Origin of the sequence: Rubritalea profundi, from assembly GCF_002954445.1 — a bacterium.
GTDB lineage: Bacteria > Verrucomicrobiota > Verrucomicrobiia > Verrucomicrobiales > Akkermansiaceae > Rubritalea > Rubritalea profundi.
This window is the reverse complement of record NZ_MQWA01000001.1, coordinates 3,347,313-3,362,476: the sequence shown is the minus strand read 5'-3', so window position 1 is coordinate 3,362,476 and position 15,164 is coordinate 3,347,313. Positions and strand designations below refer to the sequence as shown.

Genomic DNA, 15,164 nt, shown 5'->3' with positions numbered 1-15,164 from the left:
GGAATCTTGACCGCGGATAGCTACCAGACCATTCTACATCGTCTAACAATAGTTACTACTTATTACTTATGCATACTCCAATTGTCGATTTACTCTCCAAGGGCTGGTGGCTCTTGTTCCTCCGCGGTCTAGCAGCTCTCATTTTTGCAATTCTCGCTTTTACTGCGCCAGGAATGACCATTGCTTTCCTCATTATGTACTGGGCTATCTATATCTTGTTTGATGGAGTTTTCTCTCTCGCTGCATCCTTCAAGGGTGGCTCGCCATCTCCACGCTGGTGGATGATTCTTTCTGGGCTGCTAAGCGTGGCTGCTGGAGCCTACTGTATTATTTTTCCAAACATCGTTGCCGCCACCTTCATCCTCATTCTTGGCTGGATGTGTATTTTCAAAGGAGCTTTTGAATTGATTGGTGGACTCACCGCAAAAAGCGGCTGGTTCATCATCGCCGGCATTCTTTCCATCCTGTTCGGAGCTTGGTGCCTCAGTGATCCAGCCACAGTCGCAAAGTTGATCGTCAAGCTCGTTGCCGCATTCGCATTCATAGCTGGCAGTGTACTCATCATACTCTCACTCAAACTCCGCAAACACAGCAAGAGCCCCCCTAAGACAATCGACGTCTAATACACTCATTCATCTCCAGTAAAAAGCGTTCACCTCACAGTGAACGCCTTTTTTAAACTTTAAAAACTCGGCTAACTGCTGAAGCCGCAGAGAACAAATTGTACGAGTTCGCGGAAGTCTTTTTCTCTATCTGGAATTGGATTCTTGCCAGCAATTTTATTAGCGAGTACTGCGAATGATTGGAAATGCAGAGCCGCTCCAATACAGAAAAGTAAACGTTGGAGAATCTCTTCATGGCTAAGGTGACTAATCTTGGTCGAGATAATCAACACGTACTTCTGAAAAACTTCTCCGAACAATGCTAACACTGAGTTTGGAACATCGTAGTCTCGCTCAATAAGGTAACGCGCTGCTAGACGAGCCAAAATATCTACGTTACTTCCGTGTTCCTCAGGAAACATCACAGGCCGTATATAACTCTCTAAAATTTGCTTCAAGGTCACTTCATTGACTCCTCCAGAATCCGTCACAACCCCCTCAAGTAGGTCAACTCTTTGCTGGTTTGCTGGATTCAGCACCTTTTTCACCACCTCCTGAATCAATCCGTCTTTGCTGCCAAAGTGATAGCTCACTGATGCTAAATTCACCCCAGCCTCATTAGTTACATCACGAACCGAAACATCTTCAAAACCTCTTTCGCTGAAAAGTTTCCATGCCGATGCTAGTATTTGATCTCTGGTGCTCATATTTAGTTAGAAGATTAGCGTTCTCTCCCTAATTTGCAACATCTTAAACAAACGCTTAACAACAAACACCATTAATGTTAGTAATCAGCTCTATTTCTTGTGTTGTGTTGCCATAGAGAGGTAATTTCTTTAGTCAAAATTAGTACAACATGTTTTGAATCTCGCAATCGATTTCCTTGAAATTTAAAATTATGATTTTAGACTAACCTATTCCGATGATCCAGTTTCTCACATTCTTCTTTATGATTTCAGTGGTGCATGCAAGTTGGCATACTGACATCAGCCCCTATCTAGCAGGTAAAAGTAGCCCATTCACCCCCGAAAAACTTGAATATAAAATGAGCTGGAATGGGGCGATCAAGTCGGGGAAACTCACCATTGAATTTGGCAAGAAAGACAAACGCTACCCGAAGGTCTTCCTTAGCCACGCCTATGGCCGATCAACTGGACCGGCCTACGCTCTCTTCCCCTACACTTTCACCTTTACCTCATTTGCCAAACTAAGTGACCACCGTCCGCTAGTGTTTGTTGCCACTGAAAAGGACAACAAGGAAGAGGTTGCCACCAAAAGCAGCTATAAACGACCAGGTATCCACTACAACTCCACCACCACACTTCATAAATCCAAGAAAGTCATCCCCCGTAGCCATCAATTTGCAGCCAAAGCGATTCACGATCCGCTCACTGCGATGCTAGCAATCCGTAGGCAGCCACTCACTAAGGGCTCTATAGTACAGCTCTGCTGTCATCCTTTTGCAAGCCCCTACCTCATCAAAGTCACAGTTCTAGGACGAGAAAAGCACCTTGGCCACGATTGCATCAAACTAGATATTCAAATCCAAAAAATCGACAAAAAGACAGGCAAACTACTGACGTACAAAAAACTAAAGCAAGCAACCATGTGGATCACAGATGATGGTCAGCGGATTCCAGTGGAGTTGCGCTCCAAGGTCTTCATTGGTGACGTGCGGGCAACCTTGACAAAGCGCAGCCCACTCTAAATAACACTTGAAGAATGAGCCATCCTCCTATGATCTAACCACATGTCAGCTCGTACAGGCATCCTCTACTTAGTTTCTGGCCCATCAGGGTCCGGAAAAACCACCCTCTGTCGCCGCCTTTCTAACGAAGACGAGGCTAGCTATGCTATATCCTGCACCACGCGCAAGCCGCGACCTGGTGAAGAGAATGGCAAAGACTACTTCTTTCTCAGCATACCTGAGTTCCAGAACAAAATTGCCACAGGCGAGTTACTCGAGCACGCTGAGGTGCATGGCAACTTTTACGGCACCCTACTTTCGGAAGTTCTCAACAAACTAGAAGCCGGCGTCGATGTCGTCATGGACATTGATGTCCAAGGCGCGGCTCTCGTTAGAGAGAGTAAACACCCCATCATCCAGCACTCATTGGTCGACATTTTCATTATGCCACCTAATGCTGAAGAACTCAGGAAACGTCTCACGGGACGCGGCACGGATAGCCAAGAGATCATCGAAACTCGCATGAGGAATTCCCTCGATGAAATGGAACACTGGCCGAAGTATTCTTTCCGCATTGTATCAGGATCTCACGAAGAGGATTACATATTCTTTAAGGCCTTGCTCCACGGTGAACGTCTACGTATTAGCCGCCACATATAAAATGATACTCGCACTCGCCTCTGGTACTTGATCCGATCACACTTGATTTTTCTTCCCTCAATACCTTAAATAATTAATAACTCTCTCCACAATTACTCAACGTAATGAAAAAAAACCTCTATATTCTCCAAGTTTTAGCACTACTTCTAGTCCCCGTGCTATTCTCCAGCTGTAGTTCAGGTATAGCTCCTAAGCCCAATCCTAAGCAGACCGCGTCGATCAAAGGCGTGCACGTGAATCCATACAAAGAAGGAACCTACGCTCACTTCACGGCTTCATCTAGCTATCCAAAAACCTATGGTATCTACCGTAATGAGGCGTTGATCTCATCTACTAATGGTAGCAATGCCAAAGTCATTGTTGACCGTGGTTTACAGCGTGGGCTTTTACTCAATAATGGCCAAGTCGCCATGGACTACCCAGTTTCTACTGGCAACAGAAACTTCCCAACTCCTGCAGGAAAGTACGAAGTTCTTAAGAAAAAGAGATCCGAGAAACGTTCTAACCTTTATGGGAAAATTTATGATATCGACGGAAATGTTGTAAAAACAAATGCTGATTCATCCAAAGACGCCATACCTGAAGGAGGACGATTTGAAGGTGCACTAATGTCTTACTGGATGAGGATCAGTTGGGATGGCGTCGGCATGCACAAAGGTAAAGTCCCTCGCTACCCGGCATCTCACGGATGTATCCGGACTTACTATAAAGCTGTCGACACAGTGTACTCGAAGGTCGCTGTAGGAACTCCAGTGGTCGTACGCTAGTCGGCTTCACCGCGATAATTTCACACAGAAGCCACAGTCACCCGCTGTGGCTTTTTCCGATAAATGATCAAGCACTTCCTCCTACTTACCTTTGCTCTATTGAGTTGCTGTGCGCCGATCCATCCACGAAAGCAACAAGCATGGACGCAGCAGCTCGAATCTGAGATAGCAGAGTTAGGCGCCTACAACTGGATTCTTGTCACTGAATCAGCCTACCCAGCACCCGGCCGGCCAGAAGCCCACACCGTCACCTCCCCCTACAAACTTCCGCAAACACTCGACTATGTACTTCAGACAATCGAGAGTTCAGGCCACATTCGGCCACGCATTTATCTCACCCTAGAATTCGATGAGCTCAGTGATTCCTACGCTCCGGGCATTGAAAACCACCGCGTCCAACTCACTAAGTCTCTCAACGAACGTGCGACTCAAAGCCTCTCAGCTCGCTCGCTAGAATCTACATTGCGCTGCTCAAAAAATGGAAACCGCATACTGGTGGTGAAATCTCAGACAGCTCTGCCATACACGAGTATTTACATCGAGCTTGAAAGCGGCTACTGGGATGGCGAATCAGAAACCGCTCTTCGAAATAAAGAGCGCTAACACGCATATTACGACGACCATGGCAGCACCTAAAAAAAAAGATCCAGTAATCGCTAAAGAACGAGCAGAAGCATGGACTGGAGACGCAGTACTCGCGCTCTACGTCCGCGAGTGGATCCTTCGTGAATTTGCAGTCATGGACGGCGAGATGTTCGTTCGTTTCACCTCTAATGACTTCCTTAGCTGCGCTGGTAACCCGACATCTGTGGAAGCCAAAATCGGCAGAGTTTATGCCGAGGACGGACTGCAAGCAGGCTTTGATTGGATCGAGAGGGAACTCTACCCAAAGTTTCTTCTCGCAGAAAAGGAATACCAACGCCGCCAACAAACTCAGATCCCACGAAGATTGCGCAAGTACGGGAAGAAGTAGGGCAATTGCTGAATGCTGAATGCTGAATTTTTATTGGAGCACTCCCCAGTCAACCACAAAGCTCTGAGAACTCGGGGGCACTCCGAGGTTACCGATACACTACTTCACTAGGAATCAGGAAAGGCTCAGAAATTATTAATTGTTAATTATTAATTGGAGCGCAGCGACTACAACTCCCATTTATGTTTTGGATAGCGGCCAGCGAGATCTTTTTTCATCTGGGCAAAGCCAGACTCCCAGAATCCTGCGAGATCCTGAGTCATTTGCCAAGTCCGTTGGTTCGGAGCACACACATGCACCAGCACCTTCATCTTACCATCGGCAACGCTTGGGGTCTGCTTGACACCAAAGAGCCGCTGCACCTGTAAGGCCATCGTCGGTGGTTTTCCTAGCTCGTATTTGAGCTTTACCTCTCGCCCATTACTCAGCTTGATTCGTTCTGGAGCATAATGATCGAGCGCTGATTTTTGCGGCGCAGATAGCCACGACCTTAAAGCTGGCATCACTTCACGGTCTTTAATATCTTTATACCCCAGCGCGCCTTCGCAAATTTGCTCAAAAGCGATTGCTTTATCTTCTTCATCAAATCCTGGCAGTTCAAGTTCGGGCATCCATTCCTTTAAACTCAGCAGCCGGGCAATCCATTGCTCGACCCCTGCGTCCCATTTTTTCAGTTTAAGTTCCCCATTGGCCACACGTTCCGCAAGCAACTGAGCAGCCACCTCGGCATCTGGCTCGCCTCCATCTTTGCTGGTAATCACTAAATCACGGAACCTTTGCTCGCTACGGTTGACCACTCTGCGAATCGTTTCATCAAAATAGGCATGCGCACCATCGATAAAATCATTCGGAAAAAAGCTCCTCAAATCGTCGAGCGAAATACTGACGCAGCGATTGAGGTAGAGTTGGACATCTTTGCCGCCAACCTCGGTCATATCAGTCACGACAAATGCTCCAGCATTTCTGACAACGCTGGATTCATCTATCTTCCCCTTGCGTTTCCCCACTAATCTACATGCCAAATTCCCCTTACCAATGCGCACCGCGATCTGGTCACTAAAGGCTGCAAGCATTGCCTGGCTCACGGCTTGCGCATTTTTCTCAAAATCGATCTCCCCCAAATTCCAACCAGCCCTTTTGCATTGTTGTTGGATCTGCTTCATCGCCTGTGACACCTCCCGAGCACCTTTGGCTAACACTCCTATGTTTTGACACCTTCGAGGGTCAAATTGCATTTGTTGTGCCGATTGAAATGCCCGCCATTCACCCGCAAAATCCGAGAGGTCGTCCTCATACAAGAACGCTTTCTTCCCGTCGCCATTGCGCGCAAACACTCCCTCCCCTTGCACACAGGCAGCGATGAATACAGCCTCTGCCAAACAGCCTCCACTCTGGGCGGCAATCAAAAGTCGAGCGTAGCGTGGGTGCATCCGCATCCTCGCCATTTGCTGACCAATCGCAGAAAGCTCACCACCCGAATCCGCCGCAGAGAGTTCCTCAAGTAAAGTCTCTGCGTGCTCGATTAGCGACAACTTAGGACACTCTAACCAACGAAACTCCTGAACATTCAGTACTCCGCGGCCTTTCAACTGCAACACAGTCTCAGACAAATCTGTGCGCTGAACCTCGGGTAACTCAAAGGCAGCTCTGCGGCCATGGTCAGCCTCGCTCCAGAGCCTCACACAATGACCAGGTCCGGTACGACCAGCCCGGCCGGCGCGTTGCTCAGCTGCTGCCCGCGAAATTTTCTGCACCATCAAGGTGTCGAGGCCTCGGACGGGATCGTATTCAGAAATCCGAGCTACCCCAGAATCCACCACCGCGCGTACTCCATCGATCGTCAGCGAGGTTTCGGCCACATTGGTCGATACGATCACCCGCCGCCTATCACTATTTCCTAAAACTGCTAGATCCTGATTCTCTGGACTCAATGCCGAGTAAAGCGGACACACTTGTAGTGACCGGCTCCAACCTGAACGCTCGATCAACTCCACCGTGCGACGAATTTCGTACACGCCTGGTAAAAAAACTAAGATGTGGCCGGCGGTATCATTCTCAACCAGATCTTTGACTGCGCTAACACATTTATCCCAAATCATCGACTCACGACGCGCCCCGCCTCGGCTCTGCACCTGCGCTCCTTTATAAGAAATATCCACCGGATAACTGCGGCCTGAAGCTTCAATCTGCACACAGTTCTCGCCAAGATACTCAGCAAGTCCAGCCAACTCTAAGGTCGCAGACATCACGATTAACTTGAGGCTCTGGTTCTTTTGCTCCTGCCACTCTAGGCAAAGAGCTAAAGATAAATCGCTGGCCAAACGACGCTCGTGAAATTCATCAAAAATCACCGCACCCACGTCCTCCATCGATCCACTTTCTAACCAAGTTGCTAGAACTCCATCTGTGACATAAACAATTCGGGTGTCCCGCCCCATCTGTCGATCAAAGCGAACCACATGCCCCACTTCTCCACCCACTCGTCCATTGCGTAAACTCGCCACCCGACGAGCCAGCATCCGAGCCGCAATCCTGCGGGGCTGCACTACGACGATCAATCCATCAACCAGGCCGCTATCGAGCAACATCTGCGGCACGGCCGTCGATTTACCTGAGCCAGTCGGAGCTTTAAGCAAGGCCCTAGCCGTTGTAGCTCCCGCCATCGCACCGAGCAATTCCTGCTCGATTTTATAAACTGGTAAATTCATCTAACCTTTACGGTAATTGCGTCGGTAATCCGTTGGGCTCATCTTCATGACTTTACGGAAACCACGGGTGAAGTTGGCATGGTCAGAATACCCCACGCTCGCGCCCACTTCCTTCACACTCATATTAGTACCGACCAGTCGCTCACAAGCAGTCGAGATCTTGGCTTGGATAATAAATTGTTTCGGGGTGGTGTTCATGTTCGCTTTAAACAAACGCTCTAGACTTGAGACTGAGACCCCTGCTGCTTGAGCTACATCCACCACCTTGATCTCCTTATCCACGTTTTTATAGATAGTTCCCACAATTGTTGCCATGTCACGCTGCTGACTCGGCACTGGAAGTCCTTCGTCCATCCCCACTCGACGGCTAATGCCCGCAGTCCCGACCATTACTCCAGCTCTATTTCTCAATGGCACCTTGCTAGTAGCTCGCCATTCCACTCCACCATTGATCGCAACCACTAGTTCTACCTTATTCCACTGCGGTTCACCACTCGCCATCACTTGACGATCATCCTCCATGTAGACTCTCGCCAGTTCACTCGGCAACAAATCTGCATCAGTTTTTCCTAAAACATCGTCTGCGTTCTTTTCGCACAGGAAAGCATCGTTAAAGAAGAGAAACTCTCCATCCACGTTTTTTAACCAAAACATCACGTCCGGCATTGCTTGAAAGAGCACTGGTGAGATCTGCCCAGGTATCAGAGAATCAAGGAACTCTGCTACCTGATTTCCATCAAATGAGCTTTTTGTAGTATTCACTAACTGACGATTTATCACAATCCGACCTATGAGTCGAACGCTTTAAGATCCACATGACGTAGTTATTTCTCAATAAATTGAAAGAACTGTCATGAAAATCCCCTACAAATCATGACAGAAAAAAACAAGATGCTAGACACCCGTCTAACTTCCCACTATTAGCTTCATACGCTCGATTGAAACATCTACTCACTCGAGCAAAACAAAACATACTATCGTAAATAATGGACAAAACACTATCAAACAAGGAACGCTCGATTATCTTTTGGGGTAGCTTCCTCGCTCTTATGGCCGCCGGCGTAGGCTTTGGCATTCGCGTGATGAGCATCGGCATCTGGCAAACAGAATTCAACATCAGCGGTGCTGAAGCTGGTGGACTCTTTGGAGCTTCACTCTGGCCTATTGCTGTTGGCATGATTCTCTTCAGCCTCGTTGTAGATAAAATCGGCTACAAATCATCAATGATGATAGCTTTCGCTGCACTCGCTGGATCTAGTATCTGGTCTATTTATGCGAAGGACCTCGGCACACTTACTCTTGCTTTCCTACTTTGTGGCTTCGGTCATGGTGTGGTAGAAGCATGCATAAACCCTCTTTGTGCGACGATGTACAAGGATCAGAAATCAAAGATGCTCAACATCCTTCACGCTTCATGGCCTGCAGGTATTGCGGTAGGAGCAACCATCTTCCTCCTCTTAGGAACTGGCGAGGCGCCGGTCCTTGCATGGCGCCAAATGTTCTGGTTCATGATCATCCCAGTCATTGCATTTGGTGTGATGTTCCTCATCTCTCATCATTACCCGAAGGATGAGCGCGTCGAAGCTAACGTCAGCTACGTAGACATGTTCAAAGAATTCGGTGGTTTAGGAATTTTCCTCGCAACCACGTTCCTTTTTTATGAACTCGTTGGTCAGATGATCAACTACGGCCTCATCGAAACTAGTGACGCTCTCGGACCAAACCGCATTTACACCTCTGTTATTGTTGGTGCTGCAGCTGGCCTCATTTCAGGTTTCGCTCTCAAATCAGCAGGAAAGGTTCTATTCTTCATCCTCTGTCTCATCATGATCCCACTCGCAACGGCTGAGATCGCGACTGACGGCTGGATTCAAAAACTTATGAAGCCAGTACTCGCTGAAGAATACGGCTTTGACTCAGGTTGGGCGATTGTTATGTCCTCACTCATCATGATGACATTGCGCTTTTTCGCCGGTGTTCCACTTCGTTTCATGTCACCACCTGCGCTACTTCTTCTCAGCTCGGTCTTCTCAATTGCGGGTCTACTCCTACTCTCAGAAGTTTCCGGCATCATGATCTTCATCGCATTCATCTTTTACGGAGTCGGCCAGACATTCTACTGGCCAACCGTTCTCGGTTTCACCGCCGAGCAATTCCCTAAAGGCGGAGCCATGACGCTCAACACAGTATCAGCCATGGGTCTACTCACAGTGGGAATTTTCGGTATGCCATTCCTCGGTGCCGTTGCCGATAACTTCAATGCTGAAATCGTGAAGCAGGAGAAGCCTCAAGTCTATGAGGTCCAGAAATCTCCAGCAAACTTCTTCTTCTGGAAGTACGAAAAAGTCGACATAGCTGGTGTTCAGAAAGATCTTAACTTCCCAGAGAAAGCTGCTGACCAAACTGCTGATCAACAAGCCTTCACTAAGAAAGTGGATCAAAACGGACGTAAAGTTCTCAAGGTTGCAGCTTATCTCCCAGCGATTATGGGAGTTGCATTCTTAATCATGATCTTCTTCTACAAGTCACGTGGTGGTTACAAGCCAGTCGTGCTTGAATCCTCTTGGGAATAATCCCAGCATGGTGTAAACCCCTCTATGCATCTAGGTCTCGATTGCTCAACGCAAAGTCTCTCCGCCATCATTATTGATGTGAGTAGTGGAGAGGCTCTTTACGAGACATCTATCAACTTCGAGGCTGACTTGCCTCACTATCAAACGAGTCACGGCTTTGTCCGCGGGACAAAGCCTGACGAGTTTTTCTCTAACCCCATCATGTGGGTTGAGGCGCTCGACCTCCTCTTCACACGCATGCAGCAAGACGGCGCACCGCTGAGTTCGGTTGCCACCATTTGCGGTTCAGCCCAACAGCATGCCACAGTTTATCTCAACGAGCACTTTGAGAGAACCCTTGAAACACTCTCGCCTAACATCCCGCTAGCCGAGCAACTCTCTGACGTATTCACCCGTCCAGTTTGCCCTGTTTGGTTAGATTCTTCCACCCACCAGGACAGCAAGGAAATCACCGCAGCTATCGGCAGCGCACGCAAGGTGACTAAACGCACAGGCTCAGCAGTGATTGAGCGATTCTCAGCGGCGCAAATCCGCAAGCACGCCAAGCAATTTCCTTACCACTGGCAAGAGACTGACACCGTCCACCTCGCCTCCTCATTCTTATGCTCGATCCTTATAGGCAAGTCCGCAGCCATCGACTTTGCCGATGGCGCAGGGATGAACCTGATGCACATCAACAAGCTAAAGTGGGATAAGAAAATGGCAGAAGCCACGGCCCCTGGAACCCTAGAACGGCTCCCCGAACTTCGCCGCACAACCCAGATTGCTGGCACCATAGCACCCTACTTCAGCAGTAAATTCGGCATGAATTCAACAACACGCTGCACCCACTGGACTGGAGACAATCCAGCCAGTCTCATAGGCATGGGCGTGATCCGCAAAGGGACTTGGGTCATTTCCTTAGGAACCTCCTACACACTTTTTTCTGCCGTCGACACTCCCTTCCTCGACCCACAAGGCTACGGCCACATTTTTGGAAATCCGGTGGGCGGGTACATGTCACTTTCATGTTTCAAAAATGGCGCGCTCGCCTGTGTCGCACTCAAAAACAAACTAGGCATTTCCTGGGAAGAATTTGACGCTGAGCTCCTAACTAAACGCAGCGTAAAGAGCCCAGTATCTCTGCCATTTTTTGACACCGAGATCACCCCCCACGCATCCGCGGTAGATCAGTCTCAGTCAACCCCCTCCTCGCTGATCGATGGCCAGTTTCTCAACATGCGCCTCCACAGTCTCTGGCACGGAGAATTCCCCGAAACCATCCTTGCCACAGGTGGCATTTCTCAAAGTGATGGCGTCTGCCAGACGATTGCTAACATTTTCCAACGCCCAGTCCAAAGACTCGCTTCTCACGGATCCGCCTCACTGGGGTCTGCATTGATAGCGGCTACCGCCGATGGCTATGATATTGACACGCTGATCGAGCAATTTTGCCAACCGATCGAGGGCTCCACCATCGAGCCTGACCCAGCCTCTGAAGTGATATACCAAGCACTTGGGGAAAAGTTCACAGACAAACTCTGCCAACACACCAGAAAGTAGATATCTGTGCTGATTTTCCTCGATTCCCCGCGAGTATCTCTCTAATTATATCGATCAGAATTTCACAAAAAAATCACTATGCGTAACGTTACATTATTCACTGGCCAGTGGGCTGACATCCCCTCTGAAGAACTCTTCCCGAAAGTTAAAGAAATGGGCTACGACGGCGTCGAGCTCGGCTGCTGGGGCGACCATTTCGATGTCCAAAAAGCACTCAACGAAGAGGGCTACTGCGAAGCTAAATGGGCTCAGATAGAAAAAGCTGGCCTCACCTGCTTCGCCATCTCAGCCCACCTTGTAGGTCAGGCAGTCTGCGACCTCATCGACGAGCGCCACAAAGCCATCCTCCCACCCCATGTTTGGGGCGACGGAGAGCCAGAAGGCGTACGCCAACGCGCGGCTCAGGAAATGATCGACACAGCTAAGGCAGCACGCAAATTTTTCGACCTCAAGCCAGGTGGCTCACCGGAGAAAGTAGTCGTCAACGGCTTCACTGGTTCCTCTATCTGGCACGCACTCTACGCATTCCCGCCGACATCTCAGGAATACCTGCAAAAAGGCTTCGATGACTTCGGAACACGCTTCAAAGCCATCATGGATGCATTCGCCGAAGTGGATGTCTACTTCGCCCTTGAGGTCCACCCAACGGAGATTGCATTCGACATCGCCTCCGCTGAGCGCGCGCTCGAAGCACTCGATCACCACCCACGTTTCGGCTTCAACTACGATCCATCCCACCTCGCCTACCAAGGTGTCGACTACGTAAAATTCATCTACAACTTCTCTGATCGCATCTTCCATTGCCACATGAAAGACGTGTGGTTCAACCACGGAGACGGCACAGTGGGTGTATTCGGCGGTCACACAGACTTCCTCGACCCTCGCCGCCAGTGGGACTTCCGCTCAGTCGGCCGTGGCGACGTCAACTTTGAGGAAATCATCGTTGCCCTCAATGACATCCAATACCAAGGACCGCTTTCCGTAGAATGGGAAGACGGCCGTATGGATCGCTTCCACGGAGCGACCGAATCCTGCGAGTACGTTCGCAAGTTAGACTTCCCACGGAACACCAACCTCAACTTCGACGGAGCATTCGACAACGACGCTCAGTAGCAGTCAACTTCGCACTTTTCACTTCACACTTATCACTCAAATAATATGGCTAAAGTAAGAATGGGCATGATCGGCGGAGGTCAAGGGGCCTTCATCGGCGCAGTCCACCGCATCGCAGCTGCGATCGACCAGCAAATTGAACTCGTCTGCGGAGCATTCTCTTCGGACCCACAACGCTCCAAGGACTCAGGTGCTGACTTCTATCTTCCAGCGGATCGCTGCTACGGCACATTTGCTGAAATGATGGATAAGGAAGCGGCACTCCCCGCTGACCAACGGATGCAGTTCGTCGCAATCGTCACACCTAACCACGTCCACTTCCCCGCTGCTAAGGCAGCACTCGAAGCTGGCTTCCACGTTCTCTGCGACAAGCCAGCTACTCTTGATCTCGCTGAGTCAAAGGAACTCAAAACCATCATCGAAAAGTCAGGCAAACTCTTCGGCCTCACCCACACCTACACTGGCTACCCAATGGTCAAGCAGGCGCGCCACATGGTCGCCAATGGTGACCTCGGTGAGATCCGCAAAGTTGTAGTGGAATACCCACAAGGCTGGCTGGCTGATGCGATCGACTCCGAAGGCCAAAAGCAAGCAGCATGGCGCACCGACCCGAAGAAGTCTGGCGCAGCCGGCTGCATGGGCGACATCGGAACCCACGCTGAAAACCTCGCTGAGGAAATCACAGGGCTACACGTTGACGAACTCGCTGCAGATCTCACAGCATTCGTCCCTGGGCGCAGACTCGACGACGACGGCAATGTGCTCCTTCGTTTCGTAGGCGGAGCCAAAGGCGTCCTCACCGCATCTCAGATTGCAGTTGGTGAAGAAAATAACCTCGCGATCAAGGTCTGGGGATCAGAAGGTGGACTCGAGTGGCACCAGAACGAGCCAAACACGCTGCTAATTAAATCAAAGACTGCTCCAATGCAAGTCTACCGCACTGGCAACGATTACAACTGCGACGCCGCAAAAGCTGCCACACGCACACCGGCAGCCCATCCAGAAGGCTACCTCGAAGCATTCGCTAACCTCTACCTCAACTTCGCCAACCACATCCGTGCGGTTGAAGCGGGTGAGACACCTAGTGAATTTGCTACAGACTACCCCAAGATTGACGATGGAATCCGCGGCATGGCATTTATCGAAGCCGTCGTAGAATCCAGCGCCAACAACGCTGCCTGGACCAAGTTCGACCTCTAAACGTCAATTTAGACCTCCTTTTCCAATGGTGTGGCTCAAACGAGTCACACCATTTTTTTGATCTACTCCACCGATTTCTTGCGGCAGAGACTGCGACAATTCAATCGACCAACCAATCAACAAAAGACGGTCTTTTACAGAAGGTTACACCATGCTACCATGAGGGTTCACCTTCATTTATATGCACAAGATTCTATTATTGGGCTGTGGAAAAATCGGCGGAGCAATCGCTAGAATACTAGCGGGCTCAGGTGATTATGCCTTAACACTAGCCGACCAGAGCAATGCTCGGCTCGAAGCTCTAGACTCGCTCGCCAACATTACGCGTTGCGTCAGCATTGATACCAACAACCAAGAATCCCTCCACTCCGCCATGCTAGGCTGTGATGCAGTCATCTGCGCTCTCAGCTATACCCATTGCCTTCAGGTTGCCCAATCTGCAATGGCCTGCGGTTTGAGTTACTTCGATCTCACTGAAGACATATCAGTGAGCCGAAAAATAAAACAACTCGCCGAATCGGCACAACAGGGTCAGGCCGTAATGCCCCAATGTGGACTCGCTCCTGGCTTCACAGCTATCATCGCGAATCACCTAGCCCAGCAAGTTGACCGAGTAGAAAACATCAACATCCGAGTGGGCGCCTTGCCAGTCTACCCGACTAACTCGCTCAGGTACAACCTCACATGGTCGACCGATGGACTCATCAATGAGTACTGCCAGCCCTGCCAGGCTTTACGTGACGGCGAATTAGTGGAGGACCGACCACTCACTGGCTTAGAGACGCTCTCGATTGACGGCACGCGCTACGAGGCATTCCACACCTCAGGCGGCATAGGAACTCTCTGCTCATCTCTTCAAGGAGCTGCCCGAAACATCAACTACAAAACCATCCGCTACCCAGGCCACCGTGACCTCGTTCGTTTCTTACTAGAAGAACTACAGCTAGCAAACCGTAGAGACTTGCTGCGTGAGATTTTAGAAAATGCCATTCCAACCACCCAGCAAGACCTCGTGCTCACCTTCTGCAACATCACTGGCTGGCGGGGTGACCAGTTCGTTCAAATCAGTGATGCCAGAAAAATCTATCACACGGAGTTAGACGGCTCTGCAGTTTCCGCCATCCAACTCACCACTGCCGCGAGCATCTGTGCTGCAGTCGATCTATTTTTTAGCAACCAGCTACCAAGCTCAGGCTTCATTCGCCAAGAAGACATCTTGTTAGACGACTTCCTCCACAACAGGTTTGGCTGCCATTTTGCCCTTGGTAACACCAAGGGAACCAAAGTCACCCAACCTACCTCAATCATAGAATAACCATCACCATGAGCAAGCTACTCC

General features: G+C 49.7%; 14 protein-coding genes. 11 read left to right on the top strand and 3 right to left on the bottom strand.

Going from position 1 to position 15,164, the window contains the following annotated elements:
* The first annotated feature begins 68 nt into the window (after positions 1 to 68).
* On the top strand, positions 69 to 623 hold the full coding sequence (locus BSZ32_RS14745) for an HdeD family acid-resistance protein (protein ID WP_105044125.1): 555 nt from the start codon (positions 69 to 71) through the stop codon (positions 621 to 623).
* A gap of 71 nt (positions 624 to 694) precedes the next feature.
* Here BSZ32_RS14745 and BSZ32_RS14740 read toward each other — a convergent pair whose 3' ends face one another.
* Positions 695 to 1,309: a TetR/AcrR family transcriptional regulator gene (locus tag BSZ32_RS14740; RefSeq protein ID WP_105044124.1), complete on the bottom strand. Its 615-nt coding sequence runs from the start codon at positions 1,307 to 1,309 to the stop codon at positions 695 to 697.
* 215 nt (positions 1,310 to 1,524) lie between these two features.
* Between BSZ32_RS14740 and BSZ32_RS14735 the strand changes: the two genes are divergently transcribed.
* From BSZ32_RS14735 to BSZ32_RS14715, 5 genes are all read left to right on the top strand, one after another.
* On the top strand, positions 1,525 to 2,310 hold the full coding sequence (locus BSZ32_RS14735) for a DUF3108 domain-containing protein (protein ID WP_105044123.1): 786 nt from the start codon (positions 1,525 to 1,527) through the stop codon (positions 2,308 to 2,310).
* A 42-nt stretch (positions 2,311 to 2,352) separates the two neighbouring features.
* A complete protein-coding gene (gmk, locus tag BSZ32_RS14730; protein WP_105044122.1) occupies positions 2,353 to 2,949 on the top strand; it encodes a guanylate kinase in 597 nt (198 codons plus the stop codon).
* Between the two features lie 104 nt (positions 2,950 to 3,053).
* A complete protein-coding gene (locus BSZ32_RS14725) occupies positions 3,054 to 3,716 on the top strand; it encodes a L,D-transpeptidase (RefSeq protein ID WP_105044121.1) in 663 nt (220 codons plus the stop codon).
* A gap of 63 nt (positions 3,717 to 3,779) precedes the next feature.
* A complete protein-coding gene (locus tag BSZ32_RS14720; protein ID WP_105044120.1) occupies positions 3,780 to 4,319 on the top strand; it encodes a hypothetical protein in 540 nt (179 codons plus the stop codon).
* Positions 4,320 to 4,338: 19 nt separating this feature from the next.
* A complete protein-coding gene (locus BSZ32_RS14715; protein WP_105044119.1) occupies positions 4,339 to 4,689 on the top strand; it encodes a ribonuclease III domain-containing protein in 351 nt (116 codons plus the stop codon).
* A gap of 167 nt (positions 4,690 to 4,856) precedes the next feature.
* On the opposite strand, the gene hrpB is transcribed toward BSZ32_RS14715, so the two are convergent.
* A complete protein-coding gene (gene hrpB, locus BSZ32_RS14710) occupies positions 4,857 to 7,397 on the bottom strand; it encodes an ATP-dependent helicase HrpB (RefSeq protein ID WP_105044118.1) in 2,541 nt (846 codons plus the stop codon).
* Positions 7,398 to 8,159, bottom strand: coding sequence for an AraC family transcriptional regulator (locus BSZ32_RS14705; protein WP_105044117.1), 762 nt, complete (start codon positions 8,157 to 8,159; stop codon positions 7,398 to 7,400).
* A gap of 224 nt (positions 8,160 to 8,383) precedes the next feature.
* On the opposite strand from BSZ32_RS14705, the gene BSZ32_RS14700 reads away from it, so the two are divergent.
* The 5 genes from BSZ32_RS14700 (at position 8,384) to BSZ32_RS14680 (ending at position 15,140) form a co-directional block, all read left to right on the top strand.
* On the top strand, positions 8,384 to 9,970 hold the full coding sequence (locus BSZ32_RS14700) for an MFS transporter (RefSeq protein ID WP_105044116.1): 1,587 nt from the start codon (positions 8,384 to 8,386) through the stop codon (positions 9,968 to 9,970).
* Positions 9,971 to 9,994: 24 nt separating this feature from the next.
* Entirely contained in the window at positions 9,995 to 11,512 is a 1,518-nt protein-coding gene (locus BSZ32_RS14695) for a xylulokinase (protein ID WP_105044115.1), read from the top strand.
* Between the two features lie 78 nt (positions 11,513 to 11,590).
* Positions 11,591 to 12,625 carry a sugar phosphate isomerase/epimerase family protein gene (locus BSZ32_RS14690; protein WP_105044114.1) on the top strand — a complete coding sequence of 345 codons (1,035 nt, stop codon included), beginning with the start codon at positions 11,591 to 11,593 and terminating at the stop codon, positions 12,623 to 12,625.
* A 45-nt stretch (positions 12,626 to 12,670) separates the two neighbouring features.
* A complete protein-coding gene (locus BSZ32_RS14685) occupies positions 12,671 to 13,825 on the top strand; it encodes a Gfo/Idh/MocA family protein (protein WP_105044113.1) in 1,155 nt (384 codons plus the stop codon).
* 181 nt (positions 13,826 to 14,006) lie between these two features.
* A complete protein-coding gene (locus BSZ32_RS14680; protein WP_105044112.1) occupies positions 14,007 to 15,140 on the top strand; it encodes a saccharopine dehydrogenase family protein in 1,134 nt (377 codons plus the stop codon).
* The last annotated feature ends 24 nt before the right edge of the window (positions 15,141 to 15,164 follow it).

Coding starts and splice junctions, on each gene's coding strand:
- BSZ32_RS14745 (WP_105044125.1), top strand. CDS start 69: ATGCATACTCCAATTGTCGATTTACTCTCCAAGGGCTGGTGGCTCTTG.
- BSZ32_RS14740 (WP_105044124.1), bottom strand. CDS start 1,309: ATGAGCACCAGAGATCAAATACTAGCATCGGCATGGAAACTTTTCAGC.
- BSZ32_RS14735 (WP_105044123.1), top strand. CDS start 1,525: ATGATCCAGTTTCTCACATTCTTCTTTATGATTTCAGTGGTGCATGCA.
- gmk (WP_105044122.1), top strand. CDS start 2,353: ATGTCAGCTCGTACAGGCATCCTCTACTTAGTTTCTGGCCCATCAGGG.
- BSZ32_RS14725 (WP_105044121.1), top strand. CDS start 3,054: ATGAAAAAAAACCTCTATATTCTCCAAGTTTTAGCACTACTTCTAGTC.
- BSZ32_RS14720 (WP_105044120.1), top strand. CDS start 3,780: ATGATCAAGCACTTCCTCCTACTTACCTTTGCTCTATTGAGTTGCTGT.
- BSZ32_RS14715 (WP_105044119.1), top strand. CDS start 4,339: ATGGCAGCACCTAAAAAAAAAGATCCAGTAATCGCTAAAGAACGAGCA.
- hrpB (WP_105044118.1), bottom strand. CDS start 7,397: ATGAATTTACCAGTTTATAAAATCGAGCAGGAATTGCTCGGTGCGATG.
- BSZ32_RS14700 (WP_105044116.1), top strand. CDS start 8,384: ATGGACAAAACACTATCAAACAAGGAACGCTCGATTATCTTTTGGGGT.
- BSZ32_RS14695 (WP_105044115.1), top strand. CDS start 9,995: ATGCATCTAGGTCTCGATTGCTCAACGCAAAGTCTCTCCGCCATCATT.
- BSZ32_RS14690 (WP_105044114.1), top strand. CDS start 11,591: ATGCGTAACGTTACATTATTCACTGGCCAGTGGGCTGACATCCCCTCT.
- BSZ32_RS14685 (WP_105044113.1), top strand. CDS start 12,671: ATGGCTAAAGTAAGAATGGGCATGATCGGCGGAGGTCAAGGGGCCTTC.
- BSZ32_RS14680 (WP_105044112.1), top strand. CDS start 14,007: ATGCACAAGATTCTATTATTGGGCTGTGGAAAAATCGGCGGAGCAATC.